Below are 16,814 nucleotides of genomic sequence, written 5' to 3' on the forward strand. Positions count from 1 at the left end.
CGCTACGTCCCGCCGCATGGCGTTGACAAAGCATATGTTTCAATTCATAACATTGACTTTGTTAATGGCAAATGCAAGCTACCGTTTTTATTTAGGAAAAAACGATGCCTCGGAAGCTGAATCCACCGAAGAAGGCTCCCGCGAAGACGTCGAAGGCGCGTGCACGCGTCAGCGGCGCCGATGATCCTTCGGGCCGTTTCTACTACAAGGGGAACCGCCTGAAGCAGCTCCGGGCGTTCGTCTACATCACCCGCCTGGGCACCCTTAGCCGCGCGGCCGAGGCACTCTTCCTGTCGCAGCCATCTGTGAGCCTGCAGTTGCAGGCGCTGGAACGCGAAATGGGCATGCCGCTCGTGGAGCGGACGCGCCGGCGCATCACCCTCACGGATGCCGGCGAGGCGCTTTACGAGATGGCCCGGCCCCTGGTCGAGGGCTTCGAGAACCTCGACCGCGAGTTCCAAGCGAAGACGCGGGGCAAGCAGTCGGGACGGCTCACCGTCGCCGCTGGTGCATCGACGATCCAGTACCTGCTGCCGGACCTGGTGAAGGCCTACCGCGAGCGCTACCCCGACGTGCAACTGCAACTCGCCAATGTCACCGGCAAGGACGGCATGGCGCTGCTACGTGCCGACGAAGCCGACATCGCCATCGGCTCGATGCTCGACGTGCCCAACGACATCGCGTGGGCGCCGGTGTACCACTACGACCCGATGCTGATCATGCCGCCCGACCATCCGCTGGCAGAGAAAGAGGCGATCCGTCTGGAAGACCTCTCACCTTACGGCCTGATCCTTCCCCCGCAACGCCTCACCACCTTCCGCCTCGTCGACATGGTGTTCCAGCAGCGCCGCGTGCCCTACACGGTGGCGATCGAGGTGGGCGGCTGGGATGTGATCAAGCAATACGTGGCGATGGGGCTGGGCATCTCGATCGTGACGGGCATCTGCATCACTGATGCCGATCGCGAGCGGCTGGTGGTGCGAAACCTGCGGCAGTATTTCCCGCAGCGCAGTTACGGTGTCGTCATGCGCAAGGGCAAGTTCCTCAGCCCCGAAGCGCGCGCGTTCATCGACTTGATCAAGCCAGGGTTGTTGACCCATCGCGACTATGATGAGCCGGGGCATTCGGAGCGCTAGAACACAGGCTATGCCTCGGCGTCGAAGTTCGTGCCGGTCTTGAGCGCATTGATCACCGTCGTCAGTCCTTTGGCGCAATACAGTGCGCTCGTGTACCCGCCTTGCTGCCCAGCGGCGGCATGCATGGGCGAAAGCGCTCCGACCATGCGCGCGACGCGTTTCGTTGCTTCAATGAGATTGAATGGCCTGTTGTCCGTGAGGCCCCTGGCGCCCGGTGCCCTGAGCAGCATCAGCTTGGATGCAACATCCTCCGTGATCTTACCTTCCTCGCACAGGCGTGCAGCGATGGGGTTGAGTTCGCTGGGCCGGACGTTCGTCAGATCCAGTTTGCCGACATCGTTCTTTAGCGGCCCGGATATGCCACGCACCGTTCGTCTGACCTGATCGTCGGTGCCGTGCGATGAGCCAAGCTGATCGATTCTGAGGAGGGGCAGGGGACGCTTCGGGGGAATGTACATGGGCGGCTCCGTCAACAGAGCCACCTTGTGGGAGTGCGCGACGATTCGCTGTAGGCGATTACCGACTCACGCTGTCGGAAAACGGCGTGATGTTTGGTCCTGCAGGTGAAGGCGGGCGGAGAATGGATCGACATCGCGACGGGTGCATTCATCCATAAGCCGCAACTCGGCCCCGGCAGCTACCGGCTTGTGCTGCAGAACATTTCCGCTGCCGTCGGGACCATCACCTACACCGTCCGCTACCGAATCTCGGGCGGCTAACGCCTGAAATCAGGCGTCCCGATGCTTCCCGTGGTAACCCACGAACATGGCGCGGATACGCGCCATGTCGGCCTCGGTGTCGTCGGTTGCATGGACGAGCGGACCCAGCGTGAAGGTCTTCGTCGGGTAATCGATGAACACGGTCTGGATCGGCACGCCCGCGGCACGCGCAATGCGCAGGAAGCCCGACTTCCAATGCTTCACTGGCTTTCGGGTGCCCTCGGGCATGATGCCCAGCCACAGCGTATCGGCTGCGGCGAAGCGGGCCACCATCTGGTCGACCACATTGGTCGCTGCCTTCCGGTCGATGGGGATGAGGCGTAGCCCGCGCACGATCGGGCCGAGGGGGCCATTGAGCACTTCGCGCTTGATCATCACGCCGAGATCGAGGCGGATGGCCTGGCGCATGAGCAGGCCGTACACGCCATCCCAGTACGACGAATGCGGGGCGCCAATGAGAATCAGTTTCTTCTCATTCGGCATGGTGCCGACGATGCGCCAACCCGTGAGCTTGATGGCCCAGAGGCAAAGGCGCTTGAACCACGAGTCGGGCAGCCGCGGTGCGTTCGGAGGGAGCTCGGCGGAGACGCTGCTCAATCGTTGCTCCAGTCGCGCGAGCGCGAGCGCTTGGTCTGGCCGCGCTGGGCCTTGCCAGCGAGGCGGCGTTCCTTCGAAGCACGCGTGGGCTTCGAGGGCACGCGCTTCTTGGCCACGAGCGTGGCGGCGTGGATGATCTCCACGAGTCGCTCGCGGGCGTCATCGCGGTTGCGGGCTTGCTCGCGGAAACGGCGGGCCTGGATCACCAGGACGCCCGCATCGGTCATGCGACGGTCGCGCCGCATCAGCAGCCGCTCACGCACTTCCTCCGGAAGCGAGGGCGAGCTGGCGACATCGAAGCGCAGCTCGACGGCACTTTCCGTGCGGTTCACGTGCTGGCCCCCCGGGCCATCGGCGCGCGTGAAGCGCTCGATCAGCTCGGACTCGGGGATGGCGATGGTGGCGGTGACGATAAGCATGTTGGCGTGGATTCTAGCAGCGTCGCGGCTGGCGTCATGACGCGACGCAATCAGCGTGGGCGACGCCTACACGCGGTGTCGGAAAACGCCGATTGGCGGCCTCATTCCGATTCGTAACCATGGCACTCCTCATTCATTCGATGGAGCGCCCCCTATGCTTAACGCTAGACTCGCTGCGGAGCCGGCATTCGACCCGGCCTTTGGTTACGACATGGAAGATACGATCACACTCGCCCGTCTTCAGGAGTTCCTTGAGGCGGACATCATCGGCGACATCGACGTTGTCGGCCGCGTCGGTGGTTGGGTGATCCGCGTGCACACCGGCGATCCCTCGCCACCGATCCTGGCGGCGCCCAGCGGTGCCATTCGCCTGTTCACTTCGGCGGACAGCGTCATTCAGCAGCTTTTGGAGTTGGGGGTCACCCGCATGCAGTTTGATGCGGACGATCTCGACCTGAAGGGCATGCGTGCTCCGCGAGTCGATCGCGCGGCGCTTGCCAGGCAGCAGGCCGAGCACGATGCAAGGATTACGGCTAAGGCGTGCGCCGTGCGGGACCGGCTCAGGGCGGGCACGGAGCAGGCGATCTCGTCTGAGGAGATTCTTGCGCGGTACGGCAAGCATCGTCGCAAGGACTGACACCGCCATGGCTTCCTGGTCTTTCTCCCAGGCGGCTGAGCAGGAATTCGAAAGTATCAAGTTGTTTTATGCCTGGCACCGAGCAACGCCCACCGGTGACAGCGTCATCAGCGCTCTTCTTGATCGAATTCAGCTCGTGGCCGCCCATCCACTTGTCTTGCCCGTCGATGCACGCGGCATTCGAAGGAGTCCGCTGTCCCGATTGCCTTACTGCATCAGCTACGAATACGAGCAGGCGTGTGATTGGGTACACGTTCTATCGGTTTCGCATTCGCGTCGCGAGCAGCCATCGCTACGCTAGGCAGCGCTTCAGGAAAGCGGAAACGCATCCTGCCACCCGAAGCGCTCAACAAGCCGCGCCCACGTCTCATCCAGCGATGCCGAAATCGCCATCGGCTGCCCCGAGACCGGGTGCGTGAACATCAGCCGCTCCGCATGCAACAGCAACCGATGCGAGTTGAAGTGCTGCTTGTACAACCGGTTATGATCGCCACGCCCATGCTGGCTGTCGCCTACGATGGGGTGGTGAATATGCGCGAAGTGCTTGCGGATCTGCCGGAAGCGCCCCGTGCGGGGTTCGGCCACGACCAGCGCGTAGCGCTGCTTCTCGTAGCGGCCCAGCGGGATATCCACTTCCACCGTGGCGAGCTGGCGGTAGTCCGTCGTCGCATCGCGGCGCGGCCCCGTGTCGCGCGAGCCGGGCAGCGGGTAGTCGATCGTGCCCTCTGCAGGGTCGGGCCAGCCGCGCACCACGGCGAGGTAGCGCTTGCTCACCGTGCGGCCCATGAACTGCTCGCCCATCAAGCCAGCGACTTCCGGCGAACGTGCCACGAGCAGCACGCCCGACGTGGCGCGGTCCAGGCGGTGGGCGAGGTGCAGGCGCCCTTCCACCTGCTCGCGGAGCAGGTCGATCAGGAAAGCATCGTCCGGCCCTACGAAGGTCGAGCGGTGCACCGCCAGGTTCGCGGGTTTGTTGACGGCGACAAGATCGTCGTCCTGGTAGAGGATCTCAAGCATAGCTCGGCTCACGCGTGGCGGCGGGGCCAGCCGGCGATGAATGCCACCACGCCCAGCACAGCGGCAGCCACGGCCGGCCACACGCCGTGCGGCGCCAGCGTGCCGACCAGGGCGGCGCAGATCAGCAGCGACGAACCCAGCATGCCGCACGCCAGCAGGCGCCGCGTACGGCGCGCCTCGTCCTGGGCCAGCAGCAGTGTCCGCGGATCAGCCACCTCGCGGCGCTCGCCGCTGGCCACCTGGCGCAGCGCGTCGCGCACCAGTTCGGGTACGCGCGGCGCGGTGTGGATCCACTCCGGCAGCCGGCGGCGCACATCGCGCAGCGTGGCGCGGACGCTGTAGCGCTCGCGCAGGATGCGCCGGAGCACCGGGTGCGCTACCGCCCAGATGTCGATCTCCGGGTCGAGCATGCGGCCCACACCCTCGATGTTCAGCAGCGTCTTCTGCAGCAGGATGAGCTGCGGCTGCAGGGTCAACTCGAAACGGCGTGCGGTCTGGAACAGCTTCACCACCAGCTCGGCGATGGATATCTGCGACAGCGGGCGGGTGAAGTAGGGCTCGCACACCGTGCGCACCGCGGCTTCGAGTTCGTCGAGGCGGATGGTCGAGGGCATCCAGCCAGCGGCAACGTGCAACTGCGCGATGCGGGCGTAATCGCGCTCGAACAGCGCGATGAAGTTCTCGGCCAGCCAGTACTGGTCGGCCTCGGGCAGCGAGCCCATGATGCCGAAATCGAGCGCGATGAAGCGCGGCTCGTCGATGCGCGAGGTATCGACCCAGATGTTGCCAGGATGCGCATCGGCATGGAAAAAGTTATCGCGGAACACCTGCTCGTAGAACAGGCGCACGCCCTTCTCGGCAAGTTGCTTGCGGTCGAGGCCGGCGGCATCGATGGCGGCGATGTCGTCGGCGCTCACGCCGCGCACGCGTTCAAGCGTGAGCGCGCCTTCGCTGCTCAGGTCCCAGATCACCTCGGGCACGTACAGGTCGATGCCGCTGGCGAAGTTGCGCCGCAGCAGGCTGGCGCTGGCGCCTTCGCGCTGCAGGTCGAGCTCGTTGTCGAGCATCTTCTCGACCTCGGCCACCACTTCGAGCGGGCGGATCTTGTCGGCATTGGGGTGCCAGCGCTGGGCCAGCGCGCCGAGCGAGTGCAGTAGCGACACGTCGCGTGCGATGCGCTGGTCGATGCCCGGGCGCAGCACCTTCACCACCACCTCGCGGCCGCCGTGCAGCGTCGCCGCGTGCACCTGGGCGATGGAGGCGGACGCGAGCGGCACTTCATCGAACGAGGCATACAGCGTCGACACCGGCGCCTTGAGTTCGCGCTCAACGATGGCGCGGGCCTCGGCACCGGGGAACGGCGGGACCTGGTCTTGCAGCAGCGCGAGTTCGTCGGCCACGTCGGCCGGCACCAGGTCGCGGCGGGTGGACAGCACCTGGCCCGCCTTGACGAAGATGGGGCCCAGTTCGGTCAGCGCGAGGCGCAGGCGCGCGCCCCGCGGCAGGCCGCGCACATCGGCGGCCGGCTTCGGGAAGAAGGCGCGGAGGAGCTTGAGCGGGCGGTAGAGGTGGGCGCCCTCGACGAGTTCGTCGAGCTGGTATTTGAGCAGGATGGCGGCGACGCGCAGCAGGCGCGGGGCAAGGCGCAACGGCGTCATGCGCCAGCCCCCTTGCGGGCGCGCTCAAGGCGGGCAAGGCGTGCGTCGAGGCGCTCGGTGCGTTCGCGCACGGCATCGACGCCATCGAGGTAGCCCTCCAGTTCACCCGGCGCGACGGCGACGCGGCCTTCGTCGCGCAGCCAGTCGGCACCATCGTCGACAAGGTGGCGGCCGGTTTCGCGGGCGTGGGCCAGGCCCTCGCGCAGGGCTTTCGCCAGCGCCACGCCGAGCGTGTCGCCGAACGTCCTGGCGAAGGCTTCTTCCACGTCCGGCGCGTACTGCCGCGCGAGACGCTCGAGCCGGCGGGCCAGCTCGGCATCGCCGGCGATATCGACCTTGCCCGGCGCCACGCCGTCGTCGTCGCCGCGCAGCGCCATGGCAAGCAGGCTGCCCGGGGTGGCGGTGACGCGGAGGCTGCCGCCGTCCTCGGGCGGCCCCACGCGCAGGCGGCCCTTCTCCACGGTTATACGCAGCGCCAGGTCCGGCCCCGTGAGGTGCACCTGCACGCTGCGGCCGTCGAGCACGTCGAGGCGGCTGCGGGTATCGGGGTCGAGGTCGACGGTGCGATTGAGCGCGGCCTCCATGGCGCGGCCGGCGAGGACGCGCAAGGGGCGGGGCAGGAAGGCGTTCTGGGTCATGCCCTCGATTGTAGCCGCTGGCTAGGCCGCGCCGTCGAACCCGGCCTGGCGCCAGGCCTCGAAAACCGCCACGGCCACGGCGTTGGAGAGGTTGAGGCTGCGGTTGCCCGGGCGCATCGGCAGGCGGATGCGCTGCGGCTCCGGGATCGCATCGAGCACCTCATCCGGCAGGCCGGCGGTTTCGCAGCCGAACAGCAGCGCATCGCCGTCGGCGTAGGCCACGTCCGTATGCAGGTGCCTGCCGCGGGTGGAGAAGGCGAACACGCGTGGCTGGCCGAGGGTGGCAAGGCAATCGTCGAGGCTGTCGTGGACGGCCACGCTGGCGAACTCGTGGTAGTCCAGGCCCGCCCGCTTCAGCCGGGCATCGTCCAGCGTGAAGCCCAGGGGGCGGATGAGGTGGAGCGTCGCACCGGTGTTGGCGCAGAGGCGGATCACATTGCCGGTGTTCGGCGGGATCTCGGGTCGGAACAGGATGACGTGGGGCATGCCGCCATTATGAGGCCGAGAGCGGGCAAACGATGCCATCGGGCGGCAGGGCGCAGGCCGGGGCCGTCACCATGCCCAGGGCGTTTGGCGCCGGCTGGGCCGCGTGGGCCAGCTGCACCGGCGCGCCCTTGTAGGTGAGCATGTTGCCGAGGATCAGGCCGCACACCAGCAGCGAGGCGACCAGCAGGCTACGCAGGACGAGAAGTTCGTGTTTCATGGCGTACTCCTTCAGGGGATCAGGGGTGGGGCGGTTGCCCCGGGGCATGGGTAGTAACGCAAACCGCGTGCCATCTTTTCAGGGGCGCCAATCAGCTGATTCGCATGAGGTTTGTCAGGTTGCCTGGCCGCGCTTGAGTGTCCGCGGACACGCACGTGGCCATGGCGGACACCGTCCGCCCCCCTGCCGGGCGGCTCATTGCGGAAACCGCGGCGCACGGCTAGCCTCCGGGAGACAACGGGCCAAGAAGGCCCCATAGGAGCCGTGCATGAAGAAGCGCCTCACCCTGCTCGCCGCAGGCCTCATGGGCGTCGTTGGCGCCGCCTACGCGGCAGCGCCGTCCACCGACACCATCCCGGACATCCCCTACACCCGCTTCCAGCTGCCCAACGGCCTTACCGTGGTCGTCCACGAAGACCACAAGGCACCGGTCGTTGCCGTCAGCATCTGGTACCACGTCGGCTCGGCCGATGAGCCGGCACGCAAGACGGGCTTCGCCCACCTCTTCGAGCACCTCATGTTCTCGGGCTCCGAGAACCACAAGGGCACGTATTTCCAGCCGTTCGAGCTGGCGGGTGCCACCGACATGAACGGCACCACCTGGTTCGACCGTACCAATTACTTCGAGACCGTGCCCACCACCGCCGTGGACATGGCGCTGTGGATGGAATCCGATCGCATGGGCCACCTGCTCGGCGCCATCGGCCAGAAGGAGCTCGATACCCAGCGTGGCGTGGTGCAGAACGAAAAGCGCCAGGGCGAGAACCGCCCCTACGGCCGCGTCGACGAGAACATCCTCGTCAACACCTACCCGGCCAACCACCCGTACCACCACGACACCATCGGCTCCATGGCCGACCTCGACGCGGCATCGCTCGATGACGTCAAGAAGTGGTTCCACGACTACTACGGCGCCGCCAACACCACCCTGGTGATGGCCGGCGACATCACCGTGGCCCAGGCGAAGGAAAAGGCCGAAAAATACTTCGGCGACATCCCCGCCGGGCCGCCGGTGCCGCGCCAGCAGGCGTGGATCACGCCGCTGCAGAAAGACACCACGGGCGTGCAGCACGACCAGGTGGCGCAGCCGCGCATCGTGCGCACGTGGATCGTGCCGCAACTGGGCACCGACGACGCCGTCAACCTCGACCTCGCCACCACCGCGCTCGGCGGCGGCAAGACATCGCGCCTGTACCAGCGCCTGGTCTACCAGGACAAGCTGGCTGACGACGTCAGCGTGGGCATCTCGCCGTTCGCGCTGGCCAGCCAGGTGCAGCTCTCGGTCGACGTGAAGCAGGGCGTGGACCAGAAGAAGGTCGAGGCGGCCATTGCGGACGTGTGGAACGATTTCCTCGCGAAGGGCCCCACGGACGACGAGCTTGCCCGCGCCAAGGTCACCAACCGCGCCAGCTTCGTGCGCGGGCTCGAGAAGGTGGGTGGTTTTGGTGGCAAGGCCGTCATCCTGGCCGAGGGCCAGGTCTACCGGAACGACCCCGAGGCCTATAAGAAGGACCTGCAGCGCGCGCAGTCGGCCACCGTGGCCTCGGTGCTTGCCGCATCGAAGGAATGGCTGGGCAAGGGCAGCTACACGCTGACGGTGCTGCCGGCCAAGCCGGGCTTCGACCCGGCCGCCGAGGACAAGGCCGTGAAGGGCCTGGCCGATGCGTCGGGCCGCCCCGCGGCCGTCATGCCGCCGGCCGCCACCTACAAGGTCGATAAGTCGACGGTTGATCGTGCCGGTGGCGTGCCCGCCGTCACCCGCTTCCCCGACCTCACCTTCCCCAAACTGCAGCGCGGCAAGCTGAAGAACGGCATCGAAGTGGTGCTGGCCGAGCGCCACACCATCCCGGTCACCCAGGTGCAGTTGCTGTTCAACGCGGGCTACGCCGCCGACCAGGGCCACAAGCTCGGCACGGCCGCGTTCACCGCCGCCATGATGAACGAGAGCACCAAGGCGCTCGATTCGGTGGAGGTCGCCCGCCGCAAGGAGCGCCTCGGCGCCAGCATCGGTGCCGGCTGCGCACTGGATTCCTGCAGTGTCTCGCTCAATGCGCTGAACACCGACCTCGACCCGTCGATCAAGCTGTTCGCCGACATCACGCGCACGCCGGCCTTCAATGCGGACGACATCGAGCGCGTGCGCGGCCAGTGGATCGCCGGCATCGCCCAGGAGAAGACCGAGCCGGAGGCCATCGCGCTGCGTTCGCTGCCGCCGCTGATGTTCGGCAAAAACCACGCGTACGGCATCCCGTTCACCGGCAGTGGTACCGAGAAGGCCATCGCTTCGCTCACCGCGGCCGACCTCGCCACCTTCCAGCGCGATTACCTGCGCCCGGATAACGTCCGCATCCTCGTCGCGGGCGACACCACGCTGGCCGAGATCCTGCCGAAGCTCGACGCGGCGTTCGGCGACTGGGCCCCGCCCGCCAGCGCCATCCCGAAGCGCAACGTGGGCCAGGTGGCCGCGCAGCCCAAGCCGCGCGTCTACCTCTGCAACCGCACCGATGCCCCGCAGTCGCTCGTGCTCGCTGGCCTGCTCGCGCCGTCGACCAAGGCCAAAGACGCGCTCGACCTCGGCATCGCCAACGGTGCCTTCGGTGGCAGCTTCACGTCGCGCCTCAACATGAACCTGCGCGAGGACAAGCGCTGGGCCTACGGCGCCGGCAGCTTCCTGACCGATGCCCAGGGCCAGCGTCCGTTCCTGCTGTATGCGCCGGTGCAGACCGACAAAACCGCCGAGTCGGCTGCGGAAATCCTTAAAGAAGCACGCGACGTCATCGGCAACCGCCCGCTCACCGCCGACGAAATCGCCAAGGTGCGCTCGCAGCGCGTCCGCGCGCTGCCGGGCAGCTACGAGACCACGGGTTCGGTCATGGGCGCGATGAACGGCATCCTCATGTACGACCGCCCGGATGATTACGTGCAGACGCTCAAGGCACGCATCGACGGGGTCGACCAGAAGGATGCCGAAGCCGCGATTTCCGCGGTGGTGAAGCCGGATGCGCTGACCTGGGTCATCGTCGGCGACCTGCGCAAGATCGAAGCGCCGGTGCGCGCGTTGAACCTCGGCGAGGTGCACGTCATCGATGCCGACGGCAACCCGGTGAAGGCCGCCGCGAAGCCGGCCAAACCGGCTGGCAAGTGACTGACGGCGACGGCGCGGTGGGCTTGCTCATCGCGTCGTCGCTTCCATCGGGCTAGCATTGGCCCCGAACGCGTTACCTTCCGGAGCCACCCATGCGCAAAGCCGTCCTCCTCCTCATCCCCCTCGCCACCTTCGCGCTCAGCGCCTGTGACTGGGGCATCAAGCTCGACGACAGGGCACGCAACGTGCGCACCGCATGGAACGGTGATGTCGGCAGCTGCAAGGAGCAGGGCAAGGTCAGCGTCTCGGTCACCAGCCGCGTCGGCCCGGTCGATCGCAGCGACCTCAAGGTGCGCGACGAGCTCGAGGTGCTCGCCCGCAACGAGGCAGCCAAGCTGGGCGCCGATACCGTCAAGCCGCTGGGCGAGCCCAACAATGGCTCGCAGGATTGGGGCGCCTACACCTGCGGCACCCGTGCCCTCGGCCAGCAGGGTGTCAACAACCCGCCGCCCCCGCCGCCGCAGAACACCACGCCACAGGGCGGCTTCGAAACCGTCCCGCTCAAGAACTGATTCAAAGCATGCGCACGCCTTCGTCCGCCCGCGCGGCGAAGGTGGCCATCACCCAGTCGATGAACACGCGCACCCGCGGCGAGAGCTGCCGGTTGTGCGGGTACAGCAGCGACACGGGCGTTTCCGTCGGCGGGTAACCGGGCAGCACCTCCACCAGCCGGCCCTCGGCCAGGTCGGCCACCGCGTTGTACAGCGGCACCTGGATCAACCCGAGGCCCAGCCGCGCCAGTTCCTTGTTCGTTTCCGCCCCGGTCACCGTGACGACCGATGGCAACTGCACGTGGCGCACCTCGCCATCGACGACGAATTCCAGCGGCAGCGTGCCACCCGTGGCGGTTGAGAAAAAACCGATGGCCTGGTGGCCGTCGAGGTCATCGGGCGTGCGCGGTACGCCGTGCCGTTCGAGGTACGCGGGGCTCGCCAGGGTCACCTCGCGCAGCATCGCGATGCGCCGCCCCGCCATGCTGCTGTCGGCCAGGTCGCCGGCGCGCAGCACGCAATCCACGCCCTCGCGCACCAGGTCCACCCAGCGGTCGCCCTCGCCGACATGCACGCGCAAACCGGGGTAGCGCGCGAGGAAATCCGGCAGTGCCGGCAGCACGAAGGTGCGGGCGAGTACCCCGTGCATGTCCACGCGCAACAGGCCGCTGGGCCGTGCATCGGTGAACGTCGCTTCCGCATCTTCCACATCGGCCAGGATCGCGACGCAGCGGCGGTGGTAGGCCTCGCCATCGAGCGTGGGGCTCACCTGGCGGGTGGTGCGCTGGAGCAGGCGGACCCCCAGCCTCGCTTCCAGCCGCTTGATCGCCTGGGTGACGGTGGAGCGGGGCAGGTCGAGGTCCGCCGCGGCGGCCGTGAAGCTGCGCCGCTCCACGATCCGCACGAACAGCCGCATGGTGTCGAAACGGTCCATGGCCACGGCGATTGTTCCATCGCAAGGAATAGTGAAGCCTAATCTAGCCGGATTATCCGAGCGCCGACAACGTCCATCCTTCTTCCTCCCCGGCAATGGCGCCGGTTCCGGAGAATCAAGATGAACAAGCAAGCGAATAACAAGGTTGCGATCGTCACGGGTGCCTCGCGGGGTATCGGCGCGGCGGTGGCCAGGCGGCTGGCCGACGACGGCTTCACTGTCGTCGTCAACTACGCGGGCAGCGCCAAGGCAGCCGAAGAAGTGGTCGGCGACATCACCGCCGCGGGCGGCACGGCCATCAGTGCCCAGGCCGACGTGGCCAAGGCCGCCGACGTACGCCGGCTGTTCGATACCACCGAGCAGGTATATGGCGGCGTCGACGTGCTGGTGAACAACGCAGGCGTGATGGCTCTCGCCAACGTGGCCGACCTGACGGAGGAAGATTTCGACCGCCTCTTCGACATCAACGTGAAGGGTAGCTACAACACCATGCGCGAAGCGGCGAAGCGCCTCCGCCACGGTGGCCGCATCATCAACTTCTCGTCCAGCGTCGTGGGCCTGCTGCAGCCGGGCTATGCCCCTTACGCCGCGACCAAGGCCGCTATCGAGGCGACGACCATGGTGCTGGCGCGCGAACTGCGCGGCCGCGAGGTGACGGTGAACGCGGTGGCCCCCGGCCCGACCGCCACCGAACTCTTCCTCAACGGCAAGTCGGATGAGCTCGTCGATCGCCTCGCCAAGCTGGCGCCCCTGGAGCGGCTGGGTACGCCCGAGGACATCGCCGCCACCGTCGCCTTCCTCGCCGGCCCCGATGGCGCATGGGTGAATGGCCAGGTGCTCCGCGCCAACGGCGGCATTGTCTGAGCCCACGGGAGCATCGCCATGAAACAGACCATCCTGATCACCGGCGCCTCCAGCGGGTTCGGCCTGCTCACCGCGCGAGCCCTGGCCGAGGCCGGCCACACCGTCTACGCCAGCATGCGTGACATCGCAGGCCGCAATAAGGCGCAAGCCGCCGCCGTGCTGGCGGAAGCCCGCGAGCGGAACGTCGACCTGCGCGTCGTCGAACTCGACGTGTTGTCGGATGCCTCCGCGAAAGCCGCCATCGACACCGTGGTAGGCGAGGCGGGCAGCCTCGACGTGCTGATCCACAACGCCGGGCACATGGTGTTCGGCCCGGCCGAGGCGTTCACCGCCGAGCAGTACGCACAGCTGTACGACGTGAACGTGCTCGGCACGCAGCGGGTGAACCGCGCCGCATTGCCAGCCATGCGCAAGCGGGGCAAGGGCCTGCTGCTGTGGGTATCGTCGAGCAGCACCCGCGGCGGCACGCCGCCCTTCCTGGCGCCGTATTTCGCGGCGAAGGCGGCCATGGATTCGCTCGCCGTCAGCTACGCCGGCGAGCTCACCCGCTGGGGTATCGAGACCTCGATCATGGTGCCGGGCGCGTTCACGAAGGGCACGAACCACTTCCGGCACGCGGGCAAGCCCGCCGATTCGGCGACCGAGGCGGCTTACCTGGAAGGCCCGTACGCGGGCATGCCGGACAGGATCCTGCAGGGGCTGGCTTCGCTGGAACCCGCCGACGCCGATGCCGCCGAGGTGGCGGTGAAGATCGTCGAGGTGGTGGGCATGCCGCATGGCAAGCGCCCGTTTCGTATCCATGTCGACCCCTCGCAGGATGGCGCGGAAATCGTGAACGGCATGGCCGACCGTGTCCGCCGCGAGCTGTTCTTCCGCGCCGGCTTTGATGATTTGCTGTCTCTCTCTTAGTGAGATTGCCGCTTGCAGGGCCGCGGGGGCAGGTTCCTGCAAGCGGCGATACTATTTGGATATTGAATATACAGAAATGAACTATATACTTATGAGGTAACCAGCCGAAGGCCCCGCCTCATGAGTGATTTCGCCCCCACCGAAGCACGGCTCCGCAACACGATTCAGAAGTACCCCGCGTTCCCGCGCGAACCGGCGGTGCTCGTGCGCCTGGTAAAGCACCTCTACAAGGAGGTGCACGACGAGGCGAACGCCGTCATGCGGCCCTACGGCCTGAACCACCCCGAGTACAACATCCTCATGATGCTGTACGGCGCACCGGGCAACGCCATGAACCCCTCGCAGCTGGCCGACGCCGCCGGGGAGAAGTCCGCCAATGTCACCCGCCTCACCACCCGCCTCAGCGAGATGGGCTTCATCACCCGTGCCGCCAGCGAGGACGACCGTCGCAAGGTCGAGCTCACGCTCACGCCGGCGGGCGTGGAACTCATCGAGACGTTCCTCCCCGACATCGTCACGCTGCTGCACCGCCAGACGCGCAACCTGAGCATGCTGGAGCAGGCCCAGCTCGAGGGCTTGCTGAAGAAGATGCTGGCCGGGTTCGGGGGCTGAGCGGGCACGCCATGGCCGCCGTGAACCCCACCGCCAACGCCCAGGGCACCCGCGAGGTCGTCGTCGAGACGCTGCGCGAGGAAGCCTCGACGTGGCTGTTCGTCGCGAAGACGCTCATCGCGTTTTTCGCCACGGGCTGGCTGGCCATGCGCTTCGACCTGCCGGCGCCATCCACCGCCATGCTCACCACCATCATCGTGGCGAACCGGCAATCGGGCATGGTGCTGGCGAAAAGCTTCTACCGCGGCATCGGCACCGTCGCCGGTGCCACGGCGGCCGTAGGCATCGTCGCGGCGTTCCCGCAGCAACGCGATCTTTTCCTGCTGGCGCTGTCGCTGTGGATCGGTATCTGCGCGGGCGGTGCCACGCTGTACCGCAACTTCAAGTCGTATGCGTTCGTGCTGGGCGGCTACACGGCGGCCATCGTCGCCATCCCGGTCATCGAGAACCCGCCGGGGGTGTTCGATTCCGCGGTGGCACGCCTTTCCGAAGTGCTGCTGGGCCTGCTGGTCAGCGGCATGGTCAACGACGTGGTCTTCCCCAGCCGCATGCGCGACGTGCTGCGCCGGGCGGCGCGCGACCAGTTCGCGCACTTCCTCGGTTTCGTGCGCGGTGCCACGGGTGGCAGCATCCCGCGCGAGGCCATGGAGAACGCGCACCTGCGTTTCGTTCGTGATGCCGTGACGCTGGAGGACCTGCGCAGCTCGGTCATCTTCGAGGATGCCGAAGCACGCGCCCGCAGCAACCACATGCGCCTGTTCAACCAGCGCTTCATGGCGGCATCGACGAGCTTCCAGTCTTTGCACCACCTGGTGAACCGCCTGAAGCGGGCAAAGCGCGACCTGGCGGCGTCGACGCTCATCCGCCTCTACGCGCCGATAGGCGACGCACTGGACATGCCCATCGAGGCCGGCACAGGCGCGCGCCTGCTGCTGCCGCGCCTGGCCGCCGCCCGCGACACCATGCGCGGCAACGTGGCCACGCTCCGCGCCACGCTGGCCGATACCCAGGATATCCGCGACTTCGACACCGGCGCCTCGCTGCTCCTGCGTTTCGTCGACGAGCTGCACGCGTACGTGGATGCGGCAGCCTCGTTGCAGGCGCCGCGCGTGCTTGGTGGCTCGGCCGAGAAAGTCCGCTTCGACCGCGGTAACGACTGGCTGGGCGCGGGCATCGCCACGTTCCGCACCACGCTCACCATGCTGGTGCTTGGCCTGTTCTGGATCGACAGCGCGTGGCCGCTGGGCTCCAGCGCCATGCTGCTGGCCACCGTGTTCGCCGGGTTGTTCGCCACCACGCCGAACCCCACGCGCGTGACATGGGTGGTGATGCTCGGCTACCTCTCCGGCATGGCCGCGGGCTTCATCTGCGAGTTCTTCCTGCTGACGCAGGTGGATGGTTACGGCCTGCTGGTGTTTGCCGTGGCGCCGTTCCTGGCCATCGGCCTTGTCATGATGATGAGCCGCAAGCTCGCGTTCTACGGCCTGGGCTGGGCCATGGGCTTCGCTTACATCCTCGCGCTGAAGAACGTGCAGGTGTACGACCCCGCCCACTTCATCAACGATGCCATCGCGCAGGTCGTTGGCCTGGGCGCCGCGGCCGTGTCGTTCGTCGTCATCCCGCCCGCCATTGGCAGTGCCTGGTTGCGCCGCCGCCAGCTTGCGCGGTTGCGTGGCCAGGTGGCGCTCGCGGCCGAGGCGCCGCTGCCGGGCCTGCGCCACCGCTTCGAAAGCGTGAACCACGACCTGGTCAGCCAGGTGGTGGCGCAGACGCAGCCGGGCAGTGCCGATTCGCGCGCGCTTATCGCGTGGGCGCTGGCGGTACACGAGACCGGCCGTGCCCTGATCGAGATGCGCCACGACATGGCGCGCCGCGACGTGCCGCCGACGCTCAGCCCGTACCTGCAGGCGGCCCTGCACACGCTGGCCCGCTTCTACGAGAAGCCCGATGCGCATGGCTACCAGCTCGCCCGCGACGCGGTGGCCACCGCCATCGCCAGCGTCGGCGAGCACGCGGGCCAGGCCCACTTGCTCGAACACCTGCACCTTGTCCGCATGGCGCTGCTGGATGGTGAATCCGTCCTCGCCGCGTACATGCCCTCCGCCCCCCTTGCCAAGGAGATCACGCATGCCCCGTGAGATCGCCCTCGGCGACGCCCTGGTCCCCGGGCTGCTCGTCATGTTCGTCCTGGCGCTGCTGGCGCTGTGGCTGCTCGATTGGGTGGCGGGCCGCGTCGGGCTCTACCGCCTGGTGTGGCACCCGCCGCTGTTCCGCCTCGCCGTGTTCGTCTGTGTCTTCGGCGCGTTCGCGCTGTTCCTTAACTGAGTGATGCCGT

Annotated in this window: 20 protein-coding genes; 11 read left to right on the forward strand and 9 right to left on the reverse strand. The window is 67.2% G+C overall.

The annotated features are described in order from the left end of the window. The first annotated feature begins 104 nt into the window (after positions 1–104). Positions 105–1,136: a LysR family transcriptional regulator gene (locus VI08_RS08545; RefSeq protein ID WP_084621376.1), complete on the forward strand. Its 1,032-nt coding sequence runs from the start codon at positions 105–107 to the stop codon at positions 1,134–1,136. A gap of 8 nt (positions 1,137–1,144) precedes the next feature. On the opposite strand, the gene VI08_RS08550 is transcribed toward VI08_RS08545, so the two are convergent. Continuing rightward, entirely contained in the window at positions 1,145–1,594 is a 450-nt protein-coding gene (locus VI08_RS08550) for a hypothetical protein (RefSeq protein WP_045829139.1), read from the reverse strand. A gap of 93 nt (positions 1,595–1,687) precedes the next feature. Between VI08_RS08550 and VI08_RS21685 the strand changes: the two genes are divergently transcribed. Then, positions 1,688–1,855 (forward strand): hypothetical protein, encoded by a 168-nt coding sequence (locus VI08_RS21685; protein ID WP_157006471.1) that lies wholly within the window; start codon positions 1,688–1,690, stop codon positions 1,853–1,855. A 9-nt stretch (positions 1,856–1,864) separates the two neighbouring features. Here VI08_RS21685 and VI08_RS08555 read toward each other — a convergent pair whose 3' ends face one another. Next, the gene (locus VI08_RS08555) at positions 1,865–2,452 is read right to left on the reverse strand and encodes a 1-acyl-sn-glycerol-3-phosphate acyltransferase (RefSeq protein ID WP_084621377.1); all 588 of its coding nucleotides are present in this window, start codon (positions 2,450–2,452) and stop codon (positions 1,865–1,867) included. Beyond that, the gene (gene arfB, locus VI08_RS08560) at positions 2,449–2,871 is read right to left on the reverse strand and encodes an alternative ribosome rescue aminoacyl-tRNA hydrolase ArfB (RefSeq protein ID WP_045829140.1); all 423 of its coding nucleotides are present in this window, start codon (positions 2,869–2,871) and stop codon (positions 2,449–2,451) included. Before arfB ends, VI08_RS08555 begins: the two co-directional genes overlap by 4 nt. A 211-nt stretch (positions 2,872–3,082) precedes the next feature. Here arfB and VI08_RS21990 point away from each other — a divergent pair, with 211 nt between their 5' ends. Both VI08_RS21990 and VI08_RS22510 read left to right on the forward strand, forming a co-directional pair. Next, positions 3,083–3,508 carry a hypothetical protein gene (locus VI08_RS21990; RefSeq protein ID WP_198148882.1) on the forward strand — a complete coding sequence of 142 codons (426 nt, stop codon included), beginning with the start codon at positions 3,083–3,085 and terminating at the stop codon, positions 3,506–3,508. A 7-nt stretch (positions 3,509–3,515) separates the two neighbouring features. After that, positions 3,516–3,809, forward strand: coding sequence for a type II toxin-antitoxin system RelE/ParE family toxin (locus VI08_RS22510; protein ID WP_198148883.1), 294 nt, complete (start codon positions 3,516–3,518; stop codon positions 3,807–3,809). An 8-nt stretch (positions 3,810–3,817) separates the two neighbouring features. Here VI08_RS22510 and VI08_RS08570 read toward each other — a convergent pair whose 3' ends face one another. Genes VI08_RS08570 through VI08_RS08590 form a run of 5 tightly spaced genes read right to left on the reverse strand, consistent with a single transcriptional unit; the run spans position 3,818 to position 7,524 of the window. After that, a complete protein-coding gene (locus VI08_RS08570) occupies positions 3,818–4,525 on the reverse strand; it encodes a pseudouridine synthase (RefSeq protein WP_045829142.1) in 708 nt (235 codons plus the stop codon). An 8-nt stretch (positions 4,526–4,533) separates the two neighbouring features. Continuing rightward, the gene (ubiB, locus tag VI08_RS08575) at positions 4,534–6,174 is read right to left on the reverse strand and encodes a ubiquinone biosynthesis regulatory protein kinase UbiB (RefSeq protein WP_428992139.1); all 1,641 of its coding nucleotides are present in this window, start codon (positions 6,172–6,174) and stop codon (positions 4,534–4,536) included. 5 nt (positions 6,175–6,179) lie between these two features. Beyond that, entirely contained in the window at positions 6,180–6,821 is a 642-nt protein-coding gene (locus tag VI08_RS08580) for a ubiquinone biosynthesis accessory factor UbiJ (RefSeq protein WP_045829144.1), read from the reverse strand. 21 nt (positions 6,822–6,842) lie between these two features. Further along, positions 6,843–7,307 carry a tRNA (cytidine(34)-2'-O)-methyltransferase gene (locus VI08_RS08585; RefSeq protein ID WP_045829145.1) on the reverse strand — a complete coding sequence of 155 codons (465 nt, stop codon included), beginning with the start codon at positions 7,305–7,307 and terminating at the stop codon, positions 6,843–6,845. Positions 7,308–7,314: 7 nt separating this feature from the next. After that, complete coding sequence (locus tag VI08_RS08590) at positions 7,315–7,524, reverse strand: hypothetical protein (protein WP_045829146.1); 210 nt, start codon at positions 7,522–7,524, stop codon at positions 7,315–7,317. Positions 7,525–7,792: 268 nt separating this feature from the next. Between VI08_RS08590 and VI08_RS08595 the strand changes: the two genes are divergently transcribed. After that, positions 7,793–10,669, forward strand: a complete 2,877-nt coding sequence (locus VI08_RS08595) for a M16 family metallopeptidase (protein WP_045829147.1) — start codon at positions 7,793–7,795, stop codon at positions 10,667–10,669. Between the two features lie 92 nt (positions 10,670–10,761). Beyond that, positions 10,762–11,181: a DUF4156 domain-containing protein gene (locus tag VI08_RS08600; protein ID WP_045829148.1), complete on the forward strand. Its 420-nt coding sequence runs from the start codon at positions 10,762–10,764 to the stop codon at positions 11,179–11,181. 1 nt (position 11,182) lies between these two features. Here VI08_RS08600 and VI08_RS08605 read toward each other — a convergent pair whose 3' ends face one another. After that, on the reverse strand, positions 11,183–12,094 hold the full coding sequence (locus VI08_RS08605) for a LysR family transcriptional regulator (protein ID WP_045829200.1): 912 nt from the start codon (positions 12,092–12,094) through the stop codon (positions 11,183–11,185). 120 nt (positions 12,095–12,214) lie between these two features. Between VI08_RS08605 and VI08_RS08610 the strand changes: the two genes are divergently transcribed. From VI08_RS08610 to VI08_RS08630, 5 genes are all read left to right on the forward strand, one after another. Then, complete coding sequence (locus tag VI08_RS08610) at positions 12,215–12,958, forward strand: SDR family oxidoreductase (protein WP_045829149.1); 744 nt, start codon at positions 12,215–12,217, stop codon at positions 12,956–12,958. A gap of 18 nt (positions 12,959–12,976) precedes the next feature. Further along, positions 12,977–13,867 (forward strand): SDR family oxidoreductase, encoded by an 891-nt coding sequence (locus tag VI08_RS08615; protein WP_045829150.1) that lies wholly within the window; start codon positions 12,977–12,979, stop codon positions 13,865–13,867. 120 nt (positions 13,868–13,987) lie between these two features. Beyond that, positions 13,988–14,479, forward strand: coding sequence for a MarR family winged helix-turn-helix transcriptional regulator (locus VI08_RS08620; protein WP_045829151.1), 492 nt, complete (start codon positions 13,988–13,990; stop codon positions 14,477–14,479). A gap of 11 nt (positions 14,480–14,490) precedes the next feature. Then, the gene (locus tag VI08_RS08625) at positions 14,491–16,617 is read left to right on the forward strand and encodes an FUSC family protein (protein ID WP_045829152.1); all 2,127 of its coding nucleotides are present in this window, start codon (positions 14,491–14,493) and stop codon (positions 16,615–16,617) included. Beyond that, positions 16,607–16,804, forward strand: coding sequence for a DUF1656 domain-containing protein (locus tag VI08_RS08630; RefSeq protein WP_045829153.1), 198 nt, complete (start codon positions 16,607–16,609; stop codon positions 16,802–16,804). Before VI08_RS08625 ends, VI08_RS08630 begins: the two co-directional genes overlap by 11 nt. Positions 16,805–16,814 lie beyond the last annotated feature (10 nt).

Source organism: Luteibacter yeojuensis (genome assembly GCF_000964085.1).
GTDB lineage: Bacteria > Pseudomonadota > Gammaproteobacteria > Xanthomonadales > Rhodanobacteraceae > Luteibacter > Luteibacter yeojuensis_A.